This is a genomic window from Rheinheimera hassiensis, from assembly GCF_022436675.1.
Lineage (GTDB): Bacteria > Pseudomonadota > Gammaproteobacteria > Enterobacterales > Alteromonadaceae > Alishewanella > Alishewanella hassiensis.
On the sequence record NZ_JAKUJZ010000001.1, the window covers coordinates 595,292 to 614,464 of the forward strand.

The 19,173-nt window shown below is 49.7% G+C and carries 19 protein-coding genes; 3 read left to right on the forward strand and 16 right to left on the reverse strand.

Annotated elements, in window-relative coordinates; genetic code table 11:
• Positions 1-77 precede the first annotated feature (77 nt).
• Entirely contained in the window at positions 78-2,879 is a 2,802-nt protein-coding gene (locus MJX74_RS02535; protein ID WP_240220627.1) for a TonB-dependent receptor, read from the forward strand.
• A gap of 115 nt (positions 2,880-2,994) precedes the next feature.
• Positions 2,995-4,017 carry a CNNM domain-containing protein gene (locus MJX74_RS02540; RefSeq protein WP_240220629.1) on the forward strand — a complete coding sequence of 341 codons (1,023 nt, stop codon included), beginning with the start codon at positions 2,995-2,997 and terminating at the stop codon, positions 4,015-4,017.
• A 61-nt stretch (positions 4,018-4,078) separates the two neighbouring features.
• On the opposite strand, the gene MJX74_RS02545 is transcribed toward MJX74_RS02540, so the two are convergent.
• From MJX74_RS02545 to nudE, 8 genes are all read right to left on the reverse strand, one after another.
• Positions 4,079-5,821: a flotillin family protein gene (locus tag MJX74_RS02545; protein ID WP_240220631.1), complete on the reverse strand. Its 1,743-nt coding sequence runs from the start codon at positions 5,819-5,821 to the stop codon at positions 4,079-4,081.
• Between the two features lie 35 nt (positions 5,822-5,856).
• A complete protein-coding gene (locus tag MJX74_RS02550; protein WP_240220632.1) occupies positions 5,857-6,540 on the reverse strand; it encodes a YqiJ family protein in 684 nt (227 codons plus the stop codon).
• A complete protein-coding gene (locus MJX74_RS02555) occupies positions 6,540-7,208 on the reverse strand; it encodes a PspA/IM30 family protein (RefSeq protein WP_240220635.1) in 669 nt (222 codons plus the stop codon). Before MJX74_RS02555 ends, MJX74_RS02550 begins: the two co-directional genes overlap by 1 nt.
• The gene (locus MJX74_RS02560; protein ID WP_240220637.1) at positions 7,205-7,714 is read right to left on the reverse strand and encodes a hypothetical protein; all 510 of its coding nucleotides are present in this window, start codon (positions 7,712-7,714) and stop codon (positions 7,205-7,207) included. The genes MJX74_RS02555 and MJX74_RS02560 overlap by 4 nt, the downstream gene beginning before the upstream one ends.
• 179 nt (positions 7,715-7,893) lie before the next feature.
• Positions 7,894-9,513: a methyl-accepting chemotaxis protein gene (locus MJX74_RS02565; protein WP_240220639.1), complete on the reverse strand. Its 1,620-nt coding sequence runs from the start codon at positions 9,511-9,513 to the stop codon at positions 7,894-7,896.
• Between the two features lie 204 nt (positions 9,514-9,717).
• Positions 9,718-11,319, reverse strand: coding sequence for a phosphoenolpyruvate carboxykinase (ATP) (pckA, locus tag MJX74_RS02570; RefSeq protein WP_092790204.1), 1,602 nt, complete (start codon positions 11,317-11,319; stop codon positions 9,718-9,720).
• A 252-nt stretch (positions 11,320-11,571) separates the two neighbouring features.
• Positions 11,572-12,402: a 3'(2'),5'-bisphosphate nucleotidase CysQ gene (cysQ, locus tag MJX74_RS02575; protein ID WP_068236848.1), complete on the reverse strand. Its 831-nt coding sequence runs from the start codon at positions 12,400-12,402 to the stop codon at positions 11,572-11,574.
• Entirely contained in the window at positions 12,380-12,979 is a 600-nt protein-coding gene (nudE, locus tag MJX74_RS02580) for an ADP compounds hydrolase NudE (protein WP_240220641.1), read from the reverse strand. The genes cysQ and nudE overlap by 23 nt, the downstream gene beginning before the upstream one ends.
• Positions 12,980-13,038: 59 nt before the next feature.
• On the opposite strand from nudE, the gene yrfG reads away from it, so the two are divergent.
• Entirely contained in the window at positions 13,039-13,710 is a 672-nt protein-coding gene (gene yrfG, locus MJX74_RS02585; RefSeq protein WP_240220643.1) for a GMP/IMP nucleotidase, read from the forward strand.
• A gap of 16 nt (positions 13,711-13,726) precedes the next feature.
• On the opposite strand, the gene MJX74_RS02590 is transcribed toward yrfG, so the two are convergent.
• From MJX74_RS02590 to gspG, 8 genes are read right to left on the reverse strand one after another with little or no spacing between them, the layout of a single operon-like run.
• Positions 13,727-14,470: a type II secretion system protein N gene (locus MJX74_RS02590; RefSeq protein ID WP_240220645.1), complete on the reverse strand. Its 744-nt coding sequence runs from the start codon at positions 14,468-14,470 to the stop codon at positions 13,727-13,729.
• 8 nt (positions 14,471-14,478) lie between these two features.
• A complete protein-coding gene (gene gspM / locus MJX74_RS02595; RefSeq protein ID WP_240220647.1) occupies positions 14,479-14,949 on the reverse strand; it encodes a type II secretion system protein GspM in 471 nt (156 codons plus the stop codon).
• On the reverse strand, positions 14,946-16,133 hold the full coding sequence (gspL, locus tag MJX74_RS02600; RefSeq protein WP_240220649.1) for a type II secretion system protein GspL: 1,188 nt from the start codon (positions 16,131-16,133) through the stop codon (positions 14,946-14,948). The genes gspM and gspL overlap by 4 nt, the downstream gene beginning before the upstream one ends.
• On the reverse strand, positions 16,130-17,119 hold the full coding sequence (gene gspK, locus MJX74_RS02605; protein WP_240220650.1) for a type II secretion system minor pseudopilin GspK: 990 nt from the start codon (positions 17,117-17,119) through the stop codon (positions 16,130-16,132). The genes gspL and gspK overlap by 4 nt, the downstream gene beginning before the upstream one ends.
• On the reverse strand, positions 17,116-17,760 hold the full coding sequence (gene gspJ / locus MJX74_RS02610) for a type II secretion system minor pseudopilin GspJ (RefSeq protein WP_231732127.1): 645 nt from the start codon (positions 17,758-17,760) through the stop codon (positions 17,116-17,118). Before gspJ ends, gspK begins: the two co-directional genes overlap by 4 nt.
• Complete coding sequence (gene gspI / locus MJX74_RS02615) at positions 17,753-18,121, reverse strand: type II secretion system minor pseudopilin GspI (RefSeq protein ID WP_068236871.1); 369 nt, start codon at positions 18,119-18,121, stop codon at positions 17,753-17,755. Before gspI ends, gspJ begins: the two co-directional genes overlap by 8 nt.
• On the reverse strand, positions 18,118-18,717 hold the full coding sequence (gene gspH / locus MJX74_RS02620) for a type II secretion system minor pseudopilin GspH (RefSeq protein WP_240220651.1): 600 nt from the start codon (positions 18,715-18,717) through the stop codon (positions 18,118-18,120). The genes gspI and gspH overlap by 4 nt, the downstream gene beginning before the upstream one ends.
• Positions 18,717-19,172 (reverse strand): type II secretion system major pseudopilin GspG, encoded by a 456-nt coding sequence (gene gspG / locus MJX74_RS02625; RefSeq protein ID WP_240220652.1) that lies wholly within the window; start codon positions 19,170-19,172, stop codon positions 18,717-18,719. The genes gspH and gspG overlap by 1 nt, the downstream gene beginning before the upstream one ends.
• Position 19,173: the final 1 nt, after the last annotated feature.

A 19,173-nucleotide genomic window follows, 5' to 3' on the forward strand; every position in this document is an offset into this window, starting at 1 on the left:
ATATCAATGTCACCCTAATGCAATCTGACATTGTTAACATTTGGCCCAGAACTTAAAATTATCTTAAGGATGTCAATATGTTAAGCAACAAAACCACGGTAACCCTGCGCCAGCGCCCGCTGTTAAGCGGCCTGATGCTGGCACTGGCATTGCCGGTAGCGGGTTATGTACAAGCCGCTGGCGTAGCTGAAGGTATAGTACAAAAAGTAGACAGCGGCACGCCACTGGCGGGCGCACTGGTTAAAGTAGCTGGCACCGAGCAACAAGTATTTACTGACGCCTCAGGCCGCTTTGTGCTGCGTAATCTGGCTGCCGGCGCAGTGACACTGGAAGTCAGTTATATTGGTTTACCGCCGCAGACGCAGCAAATTAACATTACAGATAACAGCAACACCGCAATTGTAGTGCAACTGGACGAAGTTGAACGCCTGGCTGTGGTAGGCCAACGTCAGGCGCAAAATAAAGCCTTGAATCTGTACCGTGCGTCAGACGCGGTAACCAACTTTATCGCCTCGGATGATATGGGGCAGTTTGTTGACCAAAACGTCGCCGAATCGCTACAGCGTTTGCCCGGCACGTCAATCAGCCGCGATCAGGGTGAAGGCCGCTTTGTTAGCGTGCGTGGTATCTCTGCCGGTTTAAGCACTGTCACAGTAAACGGCATGCGTATTGGTACACCAGAAGGCAGCTCACGCGCGGTGCCACTGGATGTTATTCCTACCGGCTCTATCGAAGGTATCTCGGTTACCAAAGCGCCTACGCCGGATATGCCGGGCGATGCTATTGGTGGTGCTATAGATGTAAAATCGGCGTCTGCATTTGAGAAAGACGGCCGGCAAATACGTTATCGCGCTGAAGCGTCGTATAACGATTTGAGCAGCGAAACCAGCCCGAAATTCAGCCTCAACGCCAGCGACACCTTTAGTTTATCCGGTGACGGTAAAGACTTTGGTGTAGCGTTCGGCATTAACTACTTAGATCGCAAGCTGGAGTCCGATAACGTAGAAGCGGCCTACGATATGGTTGATTATCAGGACGGCGAAGCCTTTGGCTTAATTGAACTGCAACAGCGCAAATACTTTGTGAACCGTGAGCGTATTGGCGCCAACCTGAACCTGGAGTTCCGCCCGGACAGCAGCAACAAATATTTCGCCAATACCGTATTTAGCCGCTTTAGTGACGCAGAAACCCGCCAGCGTAGCATTTATGTATTTGAAGAAGGCAGTTTAACTGATTTCGACGGCAGTGCTGCTACGGTTACCGAAATAGCCCCTGACGCACTGCGCCGCCGCGTGCGCTACCGTACCAAAGAGCAAGACACACTGGCACTGAACCTGGGGGCTGAGCATATCCGCAACAGCTATACGCTGGATTATTATGCTGGTGTATCAACAACCCGTGAGCGGGTACTGGACGAGAACGAAGGCCGTTTTGAATATACCGGTGACGAGCTGGATGCAACGTATTCGATTGGCAATGGTGTGCCAAATTTTGCCATTTTACGTGACGGTGTGGCTGACACTACGCACCTGGACAACGCCAACTATGAGTTGGATCGGGCGGTACTGGAGCCAAAAATCATCGACGACGATGAGTATAACCTTGGCGCCAATATTGAGCTGCCTTATGCCTTTGGCAACAGCAACCTGACGTTAAAAGCCGGTGCCGATCTGCGCTGGAAACAAAAAGACACCAACACCGATATTATTGAATTGCGCCGCACGCCAGACGCAACGCTGGATCAGTTTACTACAGGTGCGCCGTCTTATGGTTTAGGCAATCTGGGCCAGGGCATCAGCTCTGGCGCTTATATCAACTTCTTTAATCAAAACCGCAGTGATTTTACCGAGCGGCCACAAGATATGGCCGAAAATGCGCAGCTGTCACTAGGTGAAGACTTTGTTGCCGACGAAGACGTGCAGGCCGGTTACCTGATGGCGACGTACGATGCACAGAACTGGCGCTTAATTGCCGGTATGCGGGTAGAGCGTACCGACTACTCTGCCAGTGGTAACCAGCTGACATTTAATGAAGACGGTGAGCTGGCAATCAGCAGCCGTTCGGTAAGCAGCGATTACACTAACCTGCTACCGGGTTTGCATTTGAGCTACGATCTGGCCGACGATCTGGTGCTACGCGCCGCCTGGACCAACACCATAGCGCGCCCGAGCTTTAATGATATTTCTCCCCGTGCCCAGATAAATTTAGAAGACAACGAAGTTGAGCTGGGTAACCCGGATCTGAACCCATACGAAGCCGTAAACTATGACCTGTTGCTAGACTGGTACTACAACGATGGCAGCCTGTTATCCGCCGGTGTGTTTTATAAAGATATCGATAACTTTATTGTTGAGCTAACCAGCAACGACGTGGCAGAGTTTGCCGGCTTTGATGTAACCCGCCCGGTTAATGCACTCAGTGCCAGCGTAAAAGGCTTTGAATTTGCGTGGCAGCACAGCTTTATCCAGCCGGCGCTTGCCGGGATATTAATGGGTGCTAACTTTACTCTGCTCGACACCGATTTAGCCGTCGCAGAGCGTGCCGGTGAAAGCTTTAGCTTACCGGAATCTGCTGAGCGGGCCGGTAACCTGTATCTGGGTTATGAAGATGGTAAATTCAGCACCCGTTTAAGTGTGTCATACCGTGACAAGTTCTTAAGCGAAGTAGGTGATGACAGCAACTATGATATCTATGTCGCGGCCCATACTCAGGTTGATGTTACAGCATCGTATAAACTGAGCAAGCATGTTGAACTGGTGGCAGAGCTGGTAAACCTGACAGACGAACCACTTGAGCTGTATCAGGGTAGCTCAGCCTACACTTATCAGTTTGAAGAGTACGGCATGACCTTTGCGCTGGGCGTTAAAGGTAAATTCTAACCGTTTCAGCACGATGCAACAGCGGGCCACACCATCAGCGTGTGGCTCGCTTTTTTACTGCACCACCTTTATACTGCCACTGTCCTAGTAAAACGGAGTGTTGTAACTAACCTGTATGAGTCTTCTAATTGCTTTTGTCGTTCTGTCAATAGCTGTATCCTTTGTCTGTTCTATCCTCGAAGCAGCCTTGCTATCGATTACCCCAAGCTACATTGCCCAGCAAAAACTTACCCGGCCTAAGCTGTATGAACAGCTAAAAGTATTAAAAGACAAGATTGACCAGCCACTGGCAGCCATTCTGACACTAAACACGGTTGCTCATACAGTCGGCGCTACCGGTGTGGGTGCTCAGGTTACGCTAGTATTTGGTGATGGCTATCTGGGTATTGCGTCAGCAATAATGACTATTCTTATTCTGGTGTTGTCAGAAATTATGCCTAAAACCATAGGCGCACGTTACTGGCCGCAACTGACACCGATACTGCCTGTTATGCTTAACAGTATGATTACACTGTTAAAACCGTTTATCTGGTTGTCAGATCAAATTATGAAGCTGTTTGGCGGCAGCCACCACGAACATGATTTACGCCAGGAAATTAAAGCCCTAACCGTGTTGGGCCGCGAACTAAACAAACTGGATGAAGACGAGCAGCGCGTTATCGCCAATATTCTGGATTTACACGACATTAAAGTACGCGACATTATGACACCGCGCACCGTATGCGAAACCGCCAGCCCCGAAGAGCCGCTGGATAGCTTTGCTAAACGGGTTAAGGTAGGCCAGTTTTCACGCTACCCGGTGCTGGATAAAGATGAAGCCCCGCTGGGTATAGCGTTCCGTTACGATATGCTCAACATTACCGAGCAAAAAACAGTGGCTGATTTGATGAAACCGGTAAAGGTTATTTCAGATAAAATGAGTGTAGAGCAGTTAATGGCTCAACTGATGCACGACCGCCAGCACATGTGTTTAGTATACGATGAATACGGTACCTGGCTTGGCCTGGTAACGATGGAAGATGTGATTGAAACCATTATCGGCCAACCCATTATGGACGAAACCGACGATATCCCTAATATGCGCCGCTTTGCCAAGCGCCGCTGGGAACATAAACTGAAAAACCTGTCAGAAGACTAACTGACGTTTCACTCTATAAAACAGGCCGCAATTGCGGCCTGTTTTTTGTTAACGTATTTATTTATGGCTTAAGTGGGGCTTTTAACGCTTCAGTCATACCATTGATATCACCAGCTTTTAAACCAATTTCAGACAATAGTGAATCCAGAATTGGCGCCTGAGCACGATAGCGCAGTGCACTGTTAACAACCTGATCAGCCAAGGAGCCATTGCCACCTTCGGTTGCAGCAGTTTCGCCGTTACCCCCAGCCTGAGCACCCATACCGTTAACCTGCAGGATCTTAATATCGCTGATTTGCTCCATCGGTTTAACGCTTTGCGCAATAATTTCTGGTAACTGCTCGATCAACGCTAACCGGATTTGCATCGCGATTTGGTCAACTGACAACATATTTGCCGCTGCGTTAATCGCTTTCTTACCTTCAGCATCAACTTCATAACTGCGTGCTTTAGCATCGGCCAGTAACAGCTCGGCGTCGGCCTGACCTTTAGCAGTTAAACGCTCTTTGTCTGCCTGGCCCTGAGCGGCTACCCGCAATGCTTCAGCCTGATCTTCAGCTGCTTTTTTCTCGGCCTCAGCCGCTACAACTAAATGAATCGCATCTTTTTCTGCTTGCTGACGCGCTTGAATCAATTCAACTTGTTTAGCACGTTCTGCCTGTTCGGTTTGCCGTACCGTAATAACACCTTCTTCCTGTTTTACTGCTAAAGCCCTGGCTTTATCCGCTTCAGCTTTAGCTTCAGATTCAGCACGGGATTTCTCTGCAACAGCTATCGACTTCTCTTGTGACGCCAGTTCTACCGCCTTTTGCCGTTCAATTTCAGCTTGTTCCACAGCACGTTGTTTAGCGATATCCATTTCGCGTACTGCCCGGTCTTTCTGAATGTTCTCGTTATCAATGTCACGCTCAGACATAATACGTTTTAAGTCAATTTCGCGCTGTGAAGCAATCTGAGCTTCTTCTGCTTCACGTTTCTTTTCTGCCTGCTCACGGGCAATCTCTGCCATTTGCGAGGCACGGCGAATTGATACTTCACGTTCCTGCTCTAAGCGGGCGTATTCCTCTTCGCGTGAGATCTGCAACTTGGCGCGTTCAGCTTCCAGGTTTTTAGTTTTGATGGCTAAGTCAGTTTCCTGCTCGATGTCGTTACGGATCTTACGACGCGATTCAATTGCCTGAGTCAGCTTGGTTAAACCTTCCGCATCAAAGGCATTTTGCGGGTTAAAGTGTTCAAATGCGGTTTGGTCCAGCCCGGTTAATGATACCGACTCCAGTTCCAGACCGTTCTTCAGCAAGTCTTCTGACACTACGTGCTGTACTTTCTGCACAAAATCGACCCGTTTTTCGTGCAGCTCTTCCATTGCCATTTCAGCCGCAACAGAGCGCAGTGCATCAACAAACTTACCTTCCACCAGCTCTTTTAGCTCTTGCGGGTTCATGGTTTTTAAACCCAGCGTCTGCGCTGCGTTGGCAATAGCATCTACTGTCGGCTTTACCCGAACATAAAACTCTGCTGTTACGTCAGCCCGCATCCTGTCCCGTGTAATCAACGCTTGCTCGGCAGCACGGCGCACTTCAAGGCGCAGCGTATTCATATTTACCGGAATAATTTCATGTAATACCGGCAGCACGATGGCGCCGCCGTTCATAATAACTTTTTCGCCACGAAAACCGGTGCGAACAAAAGAAATTTCCTTGGTTGCCCTCTTATATAGCCGTGCGAGAATCATCCCCAGCACCAGCAACGCTACCAGTGCCACACCGGCGATAACGAGAATATCCACTAAATTCATTGCCAACATTTACTGCTCCTTTACCTTAATGTATTTCCATTATTTCAGGATCGGCTTTGGTCCTGATCTGACAAATGAGGATTAATATTTTTAATCCCTTTATAAACTGCGCCCTGACGGGACAACAGCAATACTTCTGTTCCCTGCAAAAACTCATCGCCCTCAGCATCGGGTTCCAGTTGCAGATAATGGGTGTAACCATGCTGATCTTTCACTCTGGCCTCTGCCGGATAATTTTGCCGGGCAGTGCCTAATGTAATAACGGCAATACGCCCTAACAGGCTGTCTTCAGTCACCGCTGTGGTTTCATCTCTTGGCATAACCGCCTGCAATACTCCGCCCCCCAACCGCACCAAAGGCAAACTGGCTACAAATACCAGCGGTACTGCCAGCCACCCTGGCGCCAGCCAGCCAGTTAAAGCCTGAAATAGCCCTTGCAGCAGTATGCCCAACAAGCCAAAGCTGAATAGAAATATAACCAGTAACATCAGCAGCGGCACTTCGCCAATCCGTAACCAACCCAGAAAGCGGCTTAATGCTGTATCGGCGTCAACCTGACCTACTTCGGTATGCGGGCTAAGTTCGGATTCTGGTAGCAAGCTTTCTAATGCTGAGGACATTCCTGCACCTAGCAATGCTGCTACGCCTTCCAGCACGGCTATCATTATCATCAGAACAAGAGCTATGCTAAAAGCCAGATTCTCGCTGGCCAGCATCAGACTTAGCATTAGTTTTTACCGGCTTTAAGCGCCGCTAAACGTTCTGCTACACGGTTCTTCCGTGCCAGCTCTTCCAATTCAGCTAATTTACCGGCGTTACCCAAGCCAGTATCACGTCCGGCTATGCCAGAGGCTTTTTCCAGTACCCGGCCAAATGCATCACTGGCGCGCTCTGCTTTATCTGTAGCACTTGTGCTGGCGCGGGTGCCTGCTGTTGCAGCAGTGTTTTTTGCCGCCTGAGCTTGTACAAAAGCACTCAGCTCAGCCTTCATTTCGCGTTTTTTGGCCTGCAGCGCCTGAATAAAGCCTTCCAGCTCTTTCTCACGTGCGGCACAATCACTGATTGAAGCCTCCAACACCGGGATCCGTGCTTCAATATCCATTTGCTCTGCTATACCCGCTTCTGCCAGATCATCGCGGCCATTAGCAACTGCAACTTCCAGATGTCCGGCTAAGGCTTCGTACCGGCTGTTTTCTTCCATCAGCTTTTTACTAGCCAGGTGCTTTTGTGCAACCTGTTGGCCAAGTTCTGTGCGGGTGTCAGCAATAGCGGTATCTAACTCGCGAATTGCCTGCTCCATTACCGCCTCTGGTGCGCTGGTTTCTACAGCGTCAACCAATGCATTAACACTACCGCTAACTAACCGGGCTACCCGGCGGGTAATACTCTCGCTCATGCCTGCTCTCCTTGTATTGCCATTCTGTGTTCATTTACTAACTTTACCAGTGCGAATAAACCTTGCTGTAATTCGCAGCTATCGCCACCTGACTGTGTAACAGCTAGCGGTAACAATAACTCGTTCAAACGGTAAACTTTCTGCAGTACGCTGTGCTCTGTTTGCTGTAATTCACGTACATTCATTGTCGGGCAGCGGGCGGACATGGTCTGCAATGTTGCCAGTAAGTCAGGCAGAGCGTCCAGCACGCGGGATACTGGCTCAGCGTGTTGGTTCAATTGCTGCTGACGCACCAGCAACTGCCGTTTAATCTGTCCTAACCATTCCTGCATTTGTGCCAGATTCTGGCCGTAATCGGTATAACTGGCATGCCGGCGCCGGGTTTCAGCCAGCAGTGCCCGGAGTTTATCCGATGGTGTATGAGCACCATCATATTCCAACATACTGATAAACTCTGCGTCTTCAATGCTGATACGGGCACTAAAAGGCACCGTTTTGCTACTCATTGTGCGCTCCTTGCCAGATAGTCGTTGTGTTCAACTAACACTCAGTGTATTCAAATGAATTCAAAAGTAAACAATTAAAACTTAATAATTGATAAAAAATTAACGGTGTTGCAGCAGATATAAAAAAGCCAGAATAAATATTCTGGCTTTTGCTGGGGTAATTTAATTTAAAATAAATACTACACCTTAAACTTACTGACCAGCGTATTCAGCTCAATGGCCAGGCGCGACAGCTCAGATGCACTGGCGGTAGTTTGATTTGAACCTGCCGCCGTTTGTGCCGCTAAATCGCTGATGGTTACTATGTTTCTGTCTATTTCGCGTGCTACTTTCGATTGCTCTTCTGCAGCCCCGGCGATCACATGGTTCTGGTCGCTGATCGCCATAATATTTTCTGCTATCAGCTCCAGCGCATCGGCAGCAGCTTTAGCAACATTTTGCGCATTATCCGCATTGCCGCTAATGAGCTGCATCGCGTTCACGGCTTCTTTGGCTGACGATTGCACCTGCTGAATCATCAGCTCAATTTCGCCGGTAGAGGTTTGAGTGCGATGCGCCAGGCTGCGTACTTCATCAGCCACCACAGCAAAACCGCGGCCAGCCTCACCGGCACGGGCCGCTTCTATCGCAGCATTAAGCGCCAGCAGGTTAGTTTGGTCGGCTACATTGCGAATAACTTCAAGCACCTGATTAATAGATGATACTTTCTCGGCCAGGGTGTTAATAACAGTAGTGCTCTGGCGCACATCGGCATTCATTTTTTCAATCACGCTGCGGGTTTGTACCACTTTTTGTGTGCCGTCTTTAGCCAGATTAGCTGATAGTGCGGAGGCTTCAGAAGTTTTCAGAGCAGTGCCTGCCACTTCATCTACTGCTGAGCTCATCTCAGTAATAGCGGTAGCGGCTTGCTGAACTTCATCATTTTGTAGTTGCAGTGCTTTGGCTGATTCATCAGTAACGACATTCAGTTCCTCAGCAGCTGAAGCCAGCTGATTAGAAGAGCTGGCAATGTGACCAATCGCATCTCGCAGTTTTTCCTGCATTTGCATGAGCGCGGTTGCCAGTTGGGTAAGCTCGTCACTACCCTCGACCGTAACCTGTTGGGTTAGATCGCCATCAGCAATATACTGTGCTGATACTACAGCCCGTGAAAGAGGCTGATTAATACTGCGGGAAATTAGCATAGCAATAGCCAACGCAATCATAATTGCAATAACAATTAACACTATAACCGTCATCTGTGCCGAGCCATAAGTAGCTATAGATTCCAGCCGTGCATTAGCGGCTGCTTTCTGATTAAGCTCTGACAGCTGGTTTAAAATGCTGGTCAGTTGATCAGCCAACGGGTTCATTTTGTCCAGCATATCTGTAGCCGCACCAACTTCTTCCTGCTTCAGCAGCGCCAGAGCCTGTTGTTGTAACGCGAAATATTGCGTTTTAACGCCGCTAAATGCCTCATACAACTTGCGCTCTTCTGGCATATAAACCGTTGCAGCGTAAGCTTGCTCTGACTTTTCAACTCCTTGCCTCAGCACTTCAAGACTATCAAACGTAGCACCCTCCTGCCTGATATCAATCGCCAGCAGTAGCCGCAATGTCAGCGCCCGGCTTCGGGCAATATCAGCATCAACATCGCCTAAATAACTGACCGAAGGCAATAAATTTGTTTCTACCAAATTAGCCTGCTCACGCACTTTAGATAAGCTGTGTAAGCTAAACACACCTGTAATAGCCAATAGCAGTGCCAGTGTACCGAAAGCAGCTAACAGCCGCTTTTGAATCGAAATCGTTCTTAACATCGGTTACCTCGTTCCCAAATAATGATTCACTGCCAATTAGGGTTTATAAGCCATCTACTCTTACCCAGCATACTTTTTTGCACTATTTTTTGCATTCCTAATAGCCTTAATACTGCACATAGTAGCAGCATATCAATAACAACAGCATAAAACGCATCATAAAAAAAGGCCGCAGGTGCGGCCTTTTAAACAATAACCTTAAAATTAAAGCAGCGGGCCTGCGGCCACTAATGCTTTACCTTCTTCGTTATCGGTAAATTTAATAAAGTTATCAATAAAACGTGTGGCTAAGTCTTTGGCTTTTAGCTGCCATTCTGCCGCATTAGCGTAAGTGTTCCGCGGATCGAGAATAGATACATCATCCACCCCGTGCAGTGCGGTTGGCATTGCCAGATTAAAATACGGTAGTTGCACAAATTCCGCATTTTCAATGCTGCCATCTAAAATGGCATCAATAATGGCGCGGGTAGCTTTAATCGAAATGCGCTTACCGCTGCCATTCCAACCGGTATTCACCAAATAAGCTTCTGCGCCCGATGCCGCCATACGCTTGCCTAATACTTCGGCATACTTGGTTGGGTGCAAGCTTAAAAACGCCGCACCAAAACAGCTGGAGAAGGTGGGTGTTGGCTCAGTAATACCTCGCTCAGTACCGGCCAGCTTGGCAGTAAAGCCAGACAGGAAGTGGTACTTGGCCTGATCTTTAGTTAACTTAGATACCGGTGGTAATACACCAAAGGCATCAGCAGTTAAAAAAATCACTTTTTTCGCGTGGCCCGCTTTAGACACCGGTGTAACGATATTATCGATATGATAAATCGGGTAAGACACGCGGGTATTTTCGGTTTTAGAGCCATCGTTAAAGTCAATTTCACCGTCAGTTAATACCGTTACGTTTTCCAGCAGCGCATCGCGGCGAATAGCGTTGTAGATATCCGGTTCGTTTTCTTTCGACAGGTTAATGGTTTTAGCATAACAACCACCTTCAAAATTAAATACGCCATCGTCGTCCCAGCCGTGCTCGTCGTCGCCAATCAGCTGGCGCTTAGGATCGGTAGACAGGGTAGTTTTACCGGTGCCGGATAAACCAAAAAATACCGCAACATCGCCGTCTTTGCCCACGTTAGCTGAGCAGTGCATGGAGGCAATACCCTGCAGCGGTAAAAAGTAGTTCATCATGGAGAACATACCTTTTTTCATTTCGCCGCCGTACCAGGTACCACCAATCAGCTGAATGCGCTCAGTCAGGTTAAAGGCGACAAAATTTTCTGAGTTCAGGCCCTGTTGCTGCCAGTTAGGGTTAGTGCACTTAGCACCGTTCATCACAATGAAATCTGGCTTGTAAGTTTTCAGCTCGGCATCCGTTGGGCGGATAAACATGTTTTTAACGAAATGCGCCTGCCAGGCCACTTCGGTAATAAAACGCACCGCTAAGCGGGTGTCGCTGTTGGCGCCACAGAAAGTATCTACGACAAACAACCGCTTACCCGAAAGCTGTGTTGTTACCAGCATTTTCAGATCAGCCCATACTGCAGGTGTAATGGCTTTGTTGTCGTTTTTACCTTGATCAGACCACCACACAGTGTCGCGCGTAGTGTCGTCGCGTACTATGTATTTGTCTTTTGGCGAGCGGCCAGTAAAGATACCGGTATCGACTGAAACCGCGCCCAGTTTGGTCAGTTTGCCTTGTTCATAGCCTTGTAAATCACTGCGGGTTTCTTCCGCAAATAGCTGATCATACGAAGGGTTATAAACGATTTCCGTGACATCTGTGATGCCGTATTGGCCCAGATCCAGATCGGACATGATGTAACTCCTAAGGGTACTGTAGGTAAGGGTGCAGTCTCTGGCGGACTTAATTTTCGGTATTTTTGTCACAATATGCTGTTTTTCTGTGCAAAAACCCGGCTACATAATAGCGTTTTGCCAGAATAAAAGATAGCCGGAAAATGCGCTGATTTGGCTAAAAGCCTTACCAGATATGGAGTTGCCAAACTGCCAGCGGTAAGATAATAGTAATGAAAAACACTTCGTAACCCACACTGAAAGCTTTCAGTATCAAGCGGTAAGGCTACGTTCGGTAGGTCGGGATTTAATTAATTTTGGCCACGGAATACTGGCTTGCCCCATTACCATAAAGTCAGGGTTTGCCAGGGTATCGCGCTGGTTGTAGCTTAGCGGGGTAAATTCGCTGTCGAGAATTTTACCGCCGGCTTCTTCAACAATAACATGTACTGCGCCGGTGTCCCACTCGCCGGTAGGGCCCAGACGCATATAACAATCGGCTTTGCCTTCTGCGACCAGGCAGCTTTTTAGCGAACAACTGCCAAGGGCAATATATTCCACATCGTGCTGGCTTTGCAGTAAATCGACAATAGGCTGCAGCGGCTGGCGCCGGCTAACAGCAATTTTCAGCGTTTGCCCGGCCTGGTGCTGGTTAACCCGCATACGATTAATCAGGTTACGCCGCTGTTTAAAAGCGCCATTACCTCGGCTGGCGTAGTACATAACCTCTTCTTTAGGCCAGTAAATCACCCCAAGCGCGGGCCAGCCATGTTCCACCAGCGCAATGCTGACAGCAAAATCACCGCTTTTGGCAACAAATTCCTGGGTACCATCCATAGGATCGATCAGCCAGTAACGTGGCCAGTGCTGGCGCTGTGCCAGCGGAATAAGATGAGATTCTTCTGAAATAATCGGGATATCGGGTGTCAGCTCAGACAAACGATTAATAATAATCCGGTTGGCGGCCAGATCGGCCGAGGTTACCGGGCTTAAATCGGCTTTTTGCTGCTGCTGAAAATCACCGCTTTGGTATAGCTGCCATAGCTCTGCTCCGGCCTCTCTGGCCGCAGATTTAACAGGGTCAAGCAGTTTGCTTAAAAACATCCGGGTTCGCTTCCAAATATTGCTGCGCTAATAACAGAGCGGCGACACTTCTGGCTTCAGTAAAATCGGCCTGCTGTAACAGAGCTACGCTGTTTTGCCGTGCCCACGGCACCAGCTCAAGTGGCTCGGGCTCATCACCTTCAAGGCTTTCTGCATATAAATCAAAGGCCAGAACTATATGCATTGTAGCATTAAAATAGCCCGGGGCTAAGGCCAGCGACTTCAGCTGAACAAAACGTTGCGCCCCAAAACCAATTTCTTCTTTTAGCTCACGGTTCGCGGCGGTAATCACATCTTCGCCCGGATCAATTAAGCCTTTTGGAAATCCCAATTGGTAATCGTGGGTGCCGGCGCAATATTCGCGGATCAGATACAAATGTTCCGCATCCGGGCAGGCAATAATCATTACCGCACCGCGGCCGCCGCCACGCATACGCTCATAGGTGCGCTGCTCACCGTTACTAAACAAGAGCTCCAGCTGTTCAATTTTAAATAAGCGGCTTTGTGCAACGATATCTGCACTTAAAATTTCAGGCTTTTGTTTGCTGCTGTGTTTGTCGTCCTGCCGCTGCGCCATGCTGCCACCTCTGGTACAATCCAATACTGCTACTATAAAACGATTAACAGGAAAAACCTATGCTGAACTGGGCTGAAATTGATACTGTGCTGCTGGATATGGACGGTACTTTGCTGGATCTGCACTTCGATAATTACTTCTGGCTGCAACATTTGCCCAAGCGCTGGGCCGAGATTAGCGGCATCAGCATTGCAGATGCAGAAGCACAATTAAAAGCCGAGTACGCTGAACTGACCGGTAAACTGGAATGGTATTGTCTGGATTACTGGGGTAAGCGCCTGCAACTGCCGATTAACGAGCTAAAGCGCGAAGTAATGCATAAAATTGCTATGCGTGCCGATGTGCCAGAGTTTCTTACCGCGTTAAAACAAAGTGGCCGCCAGATAGCGCTCGTTACTAATGCCCATCCGGATAGTTTATCGCTTAAAATTGAGCGTACCGAACTGGCCAGTTATATAGATACGCTGATCTCTACCCATGAATTTGGTGTCACCAAAGAAAACTGGGCACTGTGGCAAAAGCTGCAACAACGGCTCGGTTTTAACCCGCAGCGTACCTTATTTGTTGACGATAGCCTGCCAATTTTAACAGCCGCACAGAATTTTGGTATTAAGCATTTGCTGGCAGTAGCCAACCCGGACAGCCAGCAATTAAGCCGGCAAATTACCGAGTTTCCGGCCATTACCGATTACACCGTGCTGCTGGATGATATCCGAAACTATCGCAGTTAGCCGTTAAGCTTAGGGCTTAAAAGCTAATACGGTAGCGCCCCTGGGGATCCGGCTTGCCGAGGAATTGCATCGCCTGATGCACTTCTTCGGGCATATCGGCCTCGGGTTTTAGCGTACCGTTTACCAGTAACTGCTCGGCATTAATTACCGCTTTAATATCCAGCCCCAGCCGGTTAGCGCCGTCGGTTGTCAGCACTACAGTACCGTCAGCACAGCTTAATTCACCAAACAGGCTTTGCAGCTCAAGCCAGGTGCCGGTTGGTGTTTGTAAGCGGGCATCCTGCCAGCTGGCATGGCCGTTTAATACCTTACACCAGGGCTGGCCCTGGCTAAACTCTGCTACATCCAGCACCAGTTCACCACTGGCATCTACCGGTAATGGCAAGGGTAACATTGGCAATAACTGTACGACAGGCAGCTTTAATAAACTATTTTGCAGCGCGCCACCGTCAAAACCGTAACTGGCTGTCGCTTTTACATAAGGCTGGGCCGGGTTTTGCGCGCTGCCACTTTGCAGCTCAAACTGCAGTTTGCCGGTAAATAACCGCCAGGGACTTAAAGACCATTGCAGGTTGTCAAACTGTAGCTGCTGATAACGTAAACCGGCTACTTCGCCCTGCCATAAGGTGCCCGACACTGTGCCCAGCTGCAGTTGTGCTGGCATTGGCGCCAGTTTTAACCACCAGCTGGCCGGCGTTAACAGCAAGGTAAACACTAAATAGCAGGTTACACCAATAACAATAAGTTTGGTTTTTGACATAGCTTTACTTACTCCACTACCATACGCCGCACCCGCACTATGCCGGGTGTTTCAGCAGTGGCTACGTCTAAATTTACCAGTTTCACACCATGCTGATACTGCAGCGCATGCAGCCAACTTAACAGTTTGTCGAAACTGACATCCTCCAGCACCAGTGTGAGCTGCTCGTTTTGCGGCTGCATCCGGCTGACACTGATACCGCTGCTGCGCGCACTGTTACTGATAATTTGTGCCAGGCTGCCGCCACTACGCGCAGTAGTAACAGAGGCTGCTTTTAACTGCGGCAGTAATTGCTGCAACTGGCTAAGCTGGCGCTGGGCGCTTTGCACCTTTTGTTGCTGTATATCACGGGCCTGATGCAGCGGTTGCCACAGCATCCAGTAAAACAAACCCAATACCACTACTACTGCTGCACCGGCAACCAGCCGCTGTTCGCGTAGTTGTAGCCCTGTCCACCAGGTTAAAAACTGCTGCTTCATACTTTGCCCCGCACCGCGACACTGCCTTGCACCTTGCCGCCATCGTTACTTAATGCGCCCTGTTCAACAATAAAGCCAGCCTGCTCCAGTGCGGTTTTTAAGCGCTCAAAACTCTGAAAGCCTTCGCCTTTGGCCTGAAAGCGCAACTCGGCGCGTTTACCATCAAAGCGCAGGTTTTCCAGGCTGATATCCGGCACTTTTGCCAGTTGCTGCTGCAGGCTGTCCAGCAAGGCCAGAAAGCTCTGCTCATTGCTACCGCCTACCGCGGCAAGCTTTTGCTGCAGTTGCAGGTTAAGGTTAACCACGCGCTCATTCGGAAAAGCCTGCTGATATACGCTAAGGCTTTGTTGTTGCAGTGCGGCGCTTTGCCGTCCTAACTGCCAATTATTTAAGCCCAGTTGCAGCACATAGAGTGTTAAACAGGCACCGGCCAAAATGGCGCTATTGCGCCACAGCTGCAAGTGACGGTTTACCTGACGCTTGGGTTTATATTCGCCTTGTAGCAACGTAAAGCTATTCTGGTTTAGCTGGCTGGCCAGTAATGCTAAAGGCAACTCCGGCTCTGCCAGCTGATGCGGCTGCATCAGCTCTGCTGGCCAGGGGCTGTAACTGGTTAACATCGGCAAAGCGGCCAGTTGCAGGTAATCTGCCCACCAGGGTGCATCAATAGCCGCTACCTGCCAGCTGCTTTGTTTTAACAACCACTGCTCATGTAACTGAATACAGGCGGGTAGCTGCTGCTCTGGCAGCAACAGGGCGTCGGGTAACATGCGGCTAACGCTAAAACCGGCACTTTGCAGTGCGCTCAGCCAATGCTCCAACCGCTCGTGCTGACACACCGCTACTTGCTGGCTGTACTGGCCGTCGTGATGCACTACATCACCCAACGCCAGAAACAGCTGCTCAATATCTTCGGCCTGGTCTTCTTCCAGCATATAAGGTAATGCCTGCAGCAGTTGCCGGTTAGGCTTGCCCGGCAGGGTTACCTGCTTTAACACCACATCGGATGCGGGTACCAATGCCACCACCGGCCGGTTACCTAGCCGTACTGCCAGTTCCGGCAATTGTTCAGTGCCGGTAAGTTCGCCGCTGGCGATCACTTCCTGGTTATGGCTGGCCCACACCAGCCAACTGATACTTTGTTCTGCCCGGCTACCTAGCCGGATCACCAACTGTTCACTCACCCCTGGCCTCCAAATCGCCGGGCCAATACTTTGACCTGATTATTATCATTTATTTTAAGTACCGACGTTAATACAAAGCCACTTTCCAGATAGGCCGCTGTCGCTGTTAGCTGAAAACTATCTGACTTAAGCGCCAGCATGCTTTTAGCCTCATCCGGCACGGTAATAGCGCTAAGCTCAGCGGTGGCAAACAGCTCTTCCAATGTAGCAAAACCCTCTTCCGGCCGGTTAGCGATAATATCCAGTGCCGCCTGCTCTGTCAGCTCAGGGATCAGCGCCGCCAGCAATACTGCCGTATCTTCGGTCAGTGTGTTTACATTCAGTAATAAGCGGTTATCTTCCGGCACCACACAAACAAAAGGTGCCAGTAACTGGTAATCTGCCGGTGTCATATCCAGTATTACCCGCAACTCTGACACACTGGCCATCAGGCTGTTAGCGGCGTAATACGGAAACCGTAGCGCGGCATAATCATCATCTTCGGCGCTACCGGCAGTGCTTAGCATACCATCTTCATCCAGCCAGTCGCCCAGGCGCGCTGTCAGATATTCGGCCGGCATTGATAGCTCTGCCGCTTTTAGCTCCAATAAGCGCTGAAACGCTTTTTGCCCGGCACTTTGCTCTACTCTGCCACCGCTTTGCGGTGTAACATTTTGCAGCGCATTTAAGTTAAAGCAGCTGCGCAAATCGATAATATCGCCCGATATGGTGCCGTTTTCTACCGGAAAGGTCGCGCCGGCCATGGCCCAGTTTTGTGACAGGTTTACCGTTTCCTGGCCAGATAACTCGCGGGCCAGCAGTACACGGGCAAACTGCTCGGCACTGATGGCATACCAGAATGCCTGCTGTTGCTGCTGCATATTCTGTTGGCGCTGCAGTTGCAGTTGCAGGCGGCCGGTCATGTTTACCGCAATCACCACTACGATGGCAATGATCATCAGCACCGCAACCAATGCCACACCGGCTTGTTTGTGCGGCCTCATCATTCTATTGCTCCTGCGGCAACGGCAGCATCCGGTAGCATAAAAATACGCTCTAACCGGCCGAGGCTTTCATCAACCAGCGTAATGCGTACCGCCAGCGGGAAATTTGCATCCTGCCAGCGCTCCAGCCATTCTTCACCCTGCAGGTAGTGCACTTCAAAACCAGATAAGCCGCTTTGCAGCTGCTGTACTTTAGGCTCAGTGCCGGTTACAGCGTCCGGGTACAAGGTAAATAAACGCTGCAAAGTGCCTTCCTGTAACCGGTAAGCAACGGTTTGAATTTCACTGCGTGGTAAAATCATGCCCGGATTACGCCAGCCGTGCCGGGCAAAGCTAACGCCATGATCTTCGCTTTCCAGTAAAAATTTCTCACCAAACAAACGGTATTTTTGCGCGGCTTCACCATCAAGGCGCACATGGCGCACGCTGATTTGCATAAAGTCACGTTCCAGCATCAGCATAGTGCGCTGCAGCTGCACCAGGCGCTCACTGGCCTGCTGCGATAATTCATCACTTTGCGTTACACTGGTTAACACCGCTACCGACGCCAGCCCTACCAAAGCAAAAATGGCCGCTGCCAGCAGCATCTCAATAAAGGTAAAACCGCTGTTTGCCTTAACCACCGGGCCCATTATCTTAACCACCGGGCTTACCCCTGTAGCTTTGCAACTGAAACAGCACCTGCTCCGGCGATTCAGCCAGGCTGACACTGATTTGTATCAGGCGTAAATCTTCGTCCGGTACCCGGGTTAGCTGTTGTTGCCATAACCAGTTGCGATTGGCCATTTCTACCTGACCCTGATCTTTCTCTTTGCCCGGCCACTCGGTTTCTATCATCGCCAGTTGCATCTGATTGTTGGCGATGTAACTGGCCATGGTTAAATCATCTAACTGGCTTAAACTGCGGATATGGGCAGAGCTGGCTTGCATAATGGCCATACCGGCGGTAGCAAAAATGGCCATGGCTACCAGCAGCTCGAGCAGGGTAAAGCCGTTACGCTTCATGGCAGCTCCGCAGATACCGGCGTGCGGGTAAGCGGTATGGCAAAATCGGTCGATATTGCGCTATACAACGGTGTCAGATCAGAGCTTTCTGTCAGCAATAGCTGAAACGGGCTGATTTCGCCCGACGACAGCACAAACACCTGCGGCAGCACCGGTATTTTGCTGTCTTCGTCGCTTTGTTGGTCGTCGTCATCCAGTTGCCAGTCCAGTTGGCTTAGCAGGTTGGTTTCCTCGCCCGGCAAGCCTTCAAGCTCCAGTGTTAAGGCGATATCGCGCGGTAATGTATATTGCCGTAAACCGGCAGGTTCATCGGCTTCAGCCCATTTGCCTTCGTTATTGTCGTAATACAAAAAGCCATAACGATCTGGCAGCACATACAGGCCCCATTCCTGCTGTTTTAACATGGCAGTTTCTGCGACAAACTGAAATAACTGCTGAAAACGCTCGGCTTCTTTTTCCAGCCGCTCTTCGCGTGATTCGCCGCTAAAATTCATTACCACTGTGGTAGCCAGCAAACCAATCAGCAGCATAACCAGCATTACCTCAACCAGGGTAAAGCCGTTGCTACGATGCTGAACAGCCGGCAGAGATGGCATTAGTTGTTTGAATTCCCGTTGGCATCCAGATTCCAGTTACCGATGTCATCATCAGTACCTGCGGTGCGATCCGGGCCTTTACTCAGGATATCAATACGGCCAACCTGGCCCGGACTTACCAGAATATAGTCTTCATCCCATGGGTCTTTCGGTAAGCGGCGGATAAAACCACCATCCGGAAATGAGCGTGGTACCGGTTGTGACGTTGGTGCGGTAACCAGTGCCTGCATGCCTTGCTCTGTGGTGGGGTAAAAGCCATTGCGCAAACGGTACATGTCCAGCGCGCTTTCCAACTGCTGAATATCCACTACGGCTTTTTGCCGTGCGGCGGCTTCCTGGTTACCTATCAGGTTCGGCACCACCATACTGGCGATAATGCCCAGAATAACGATAACCACCATCACTTCTAACAGCGTAAAGCCGCTGTGCTGTCTAAACTTATGTTGCCTTACCATA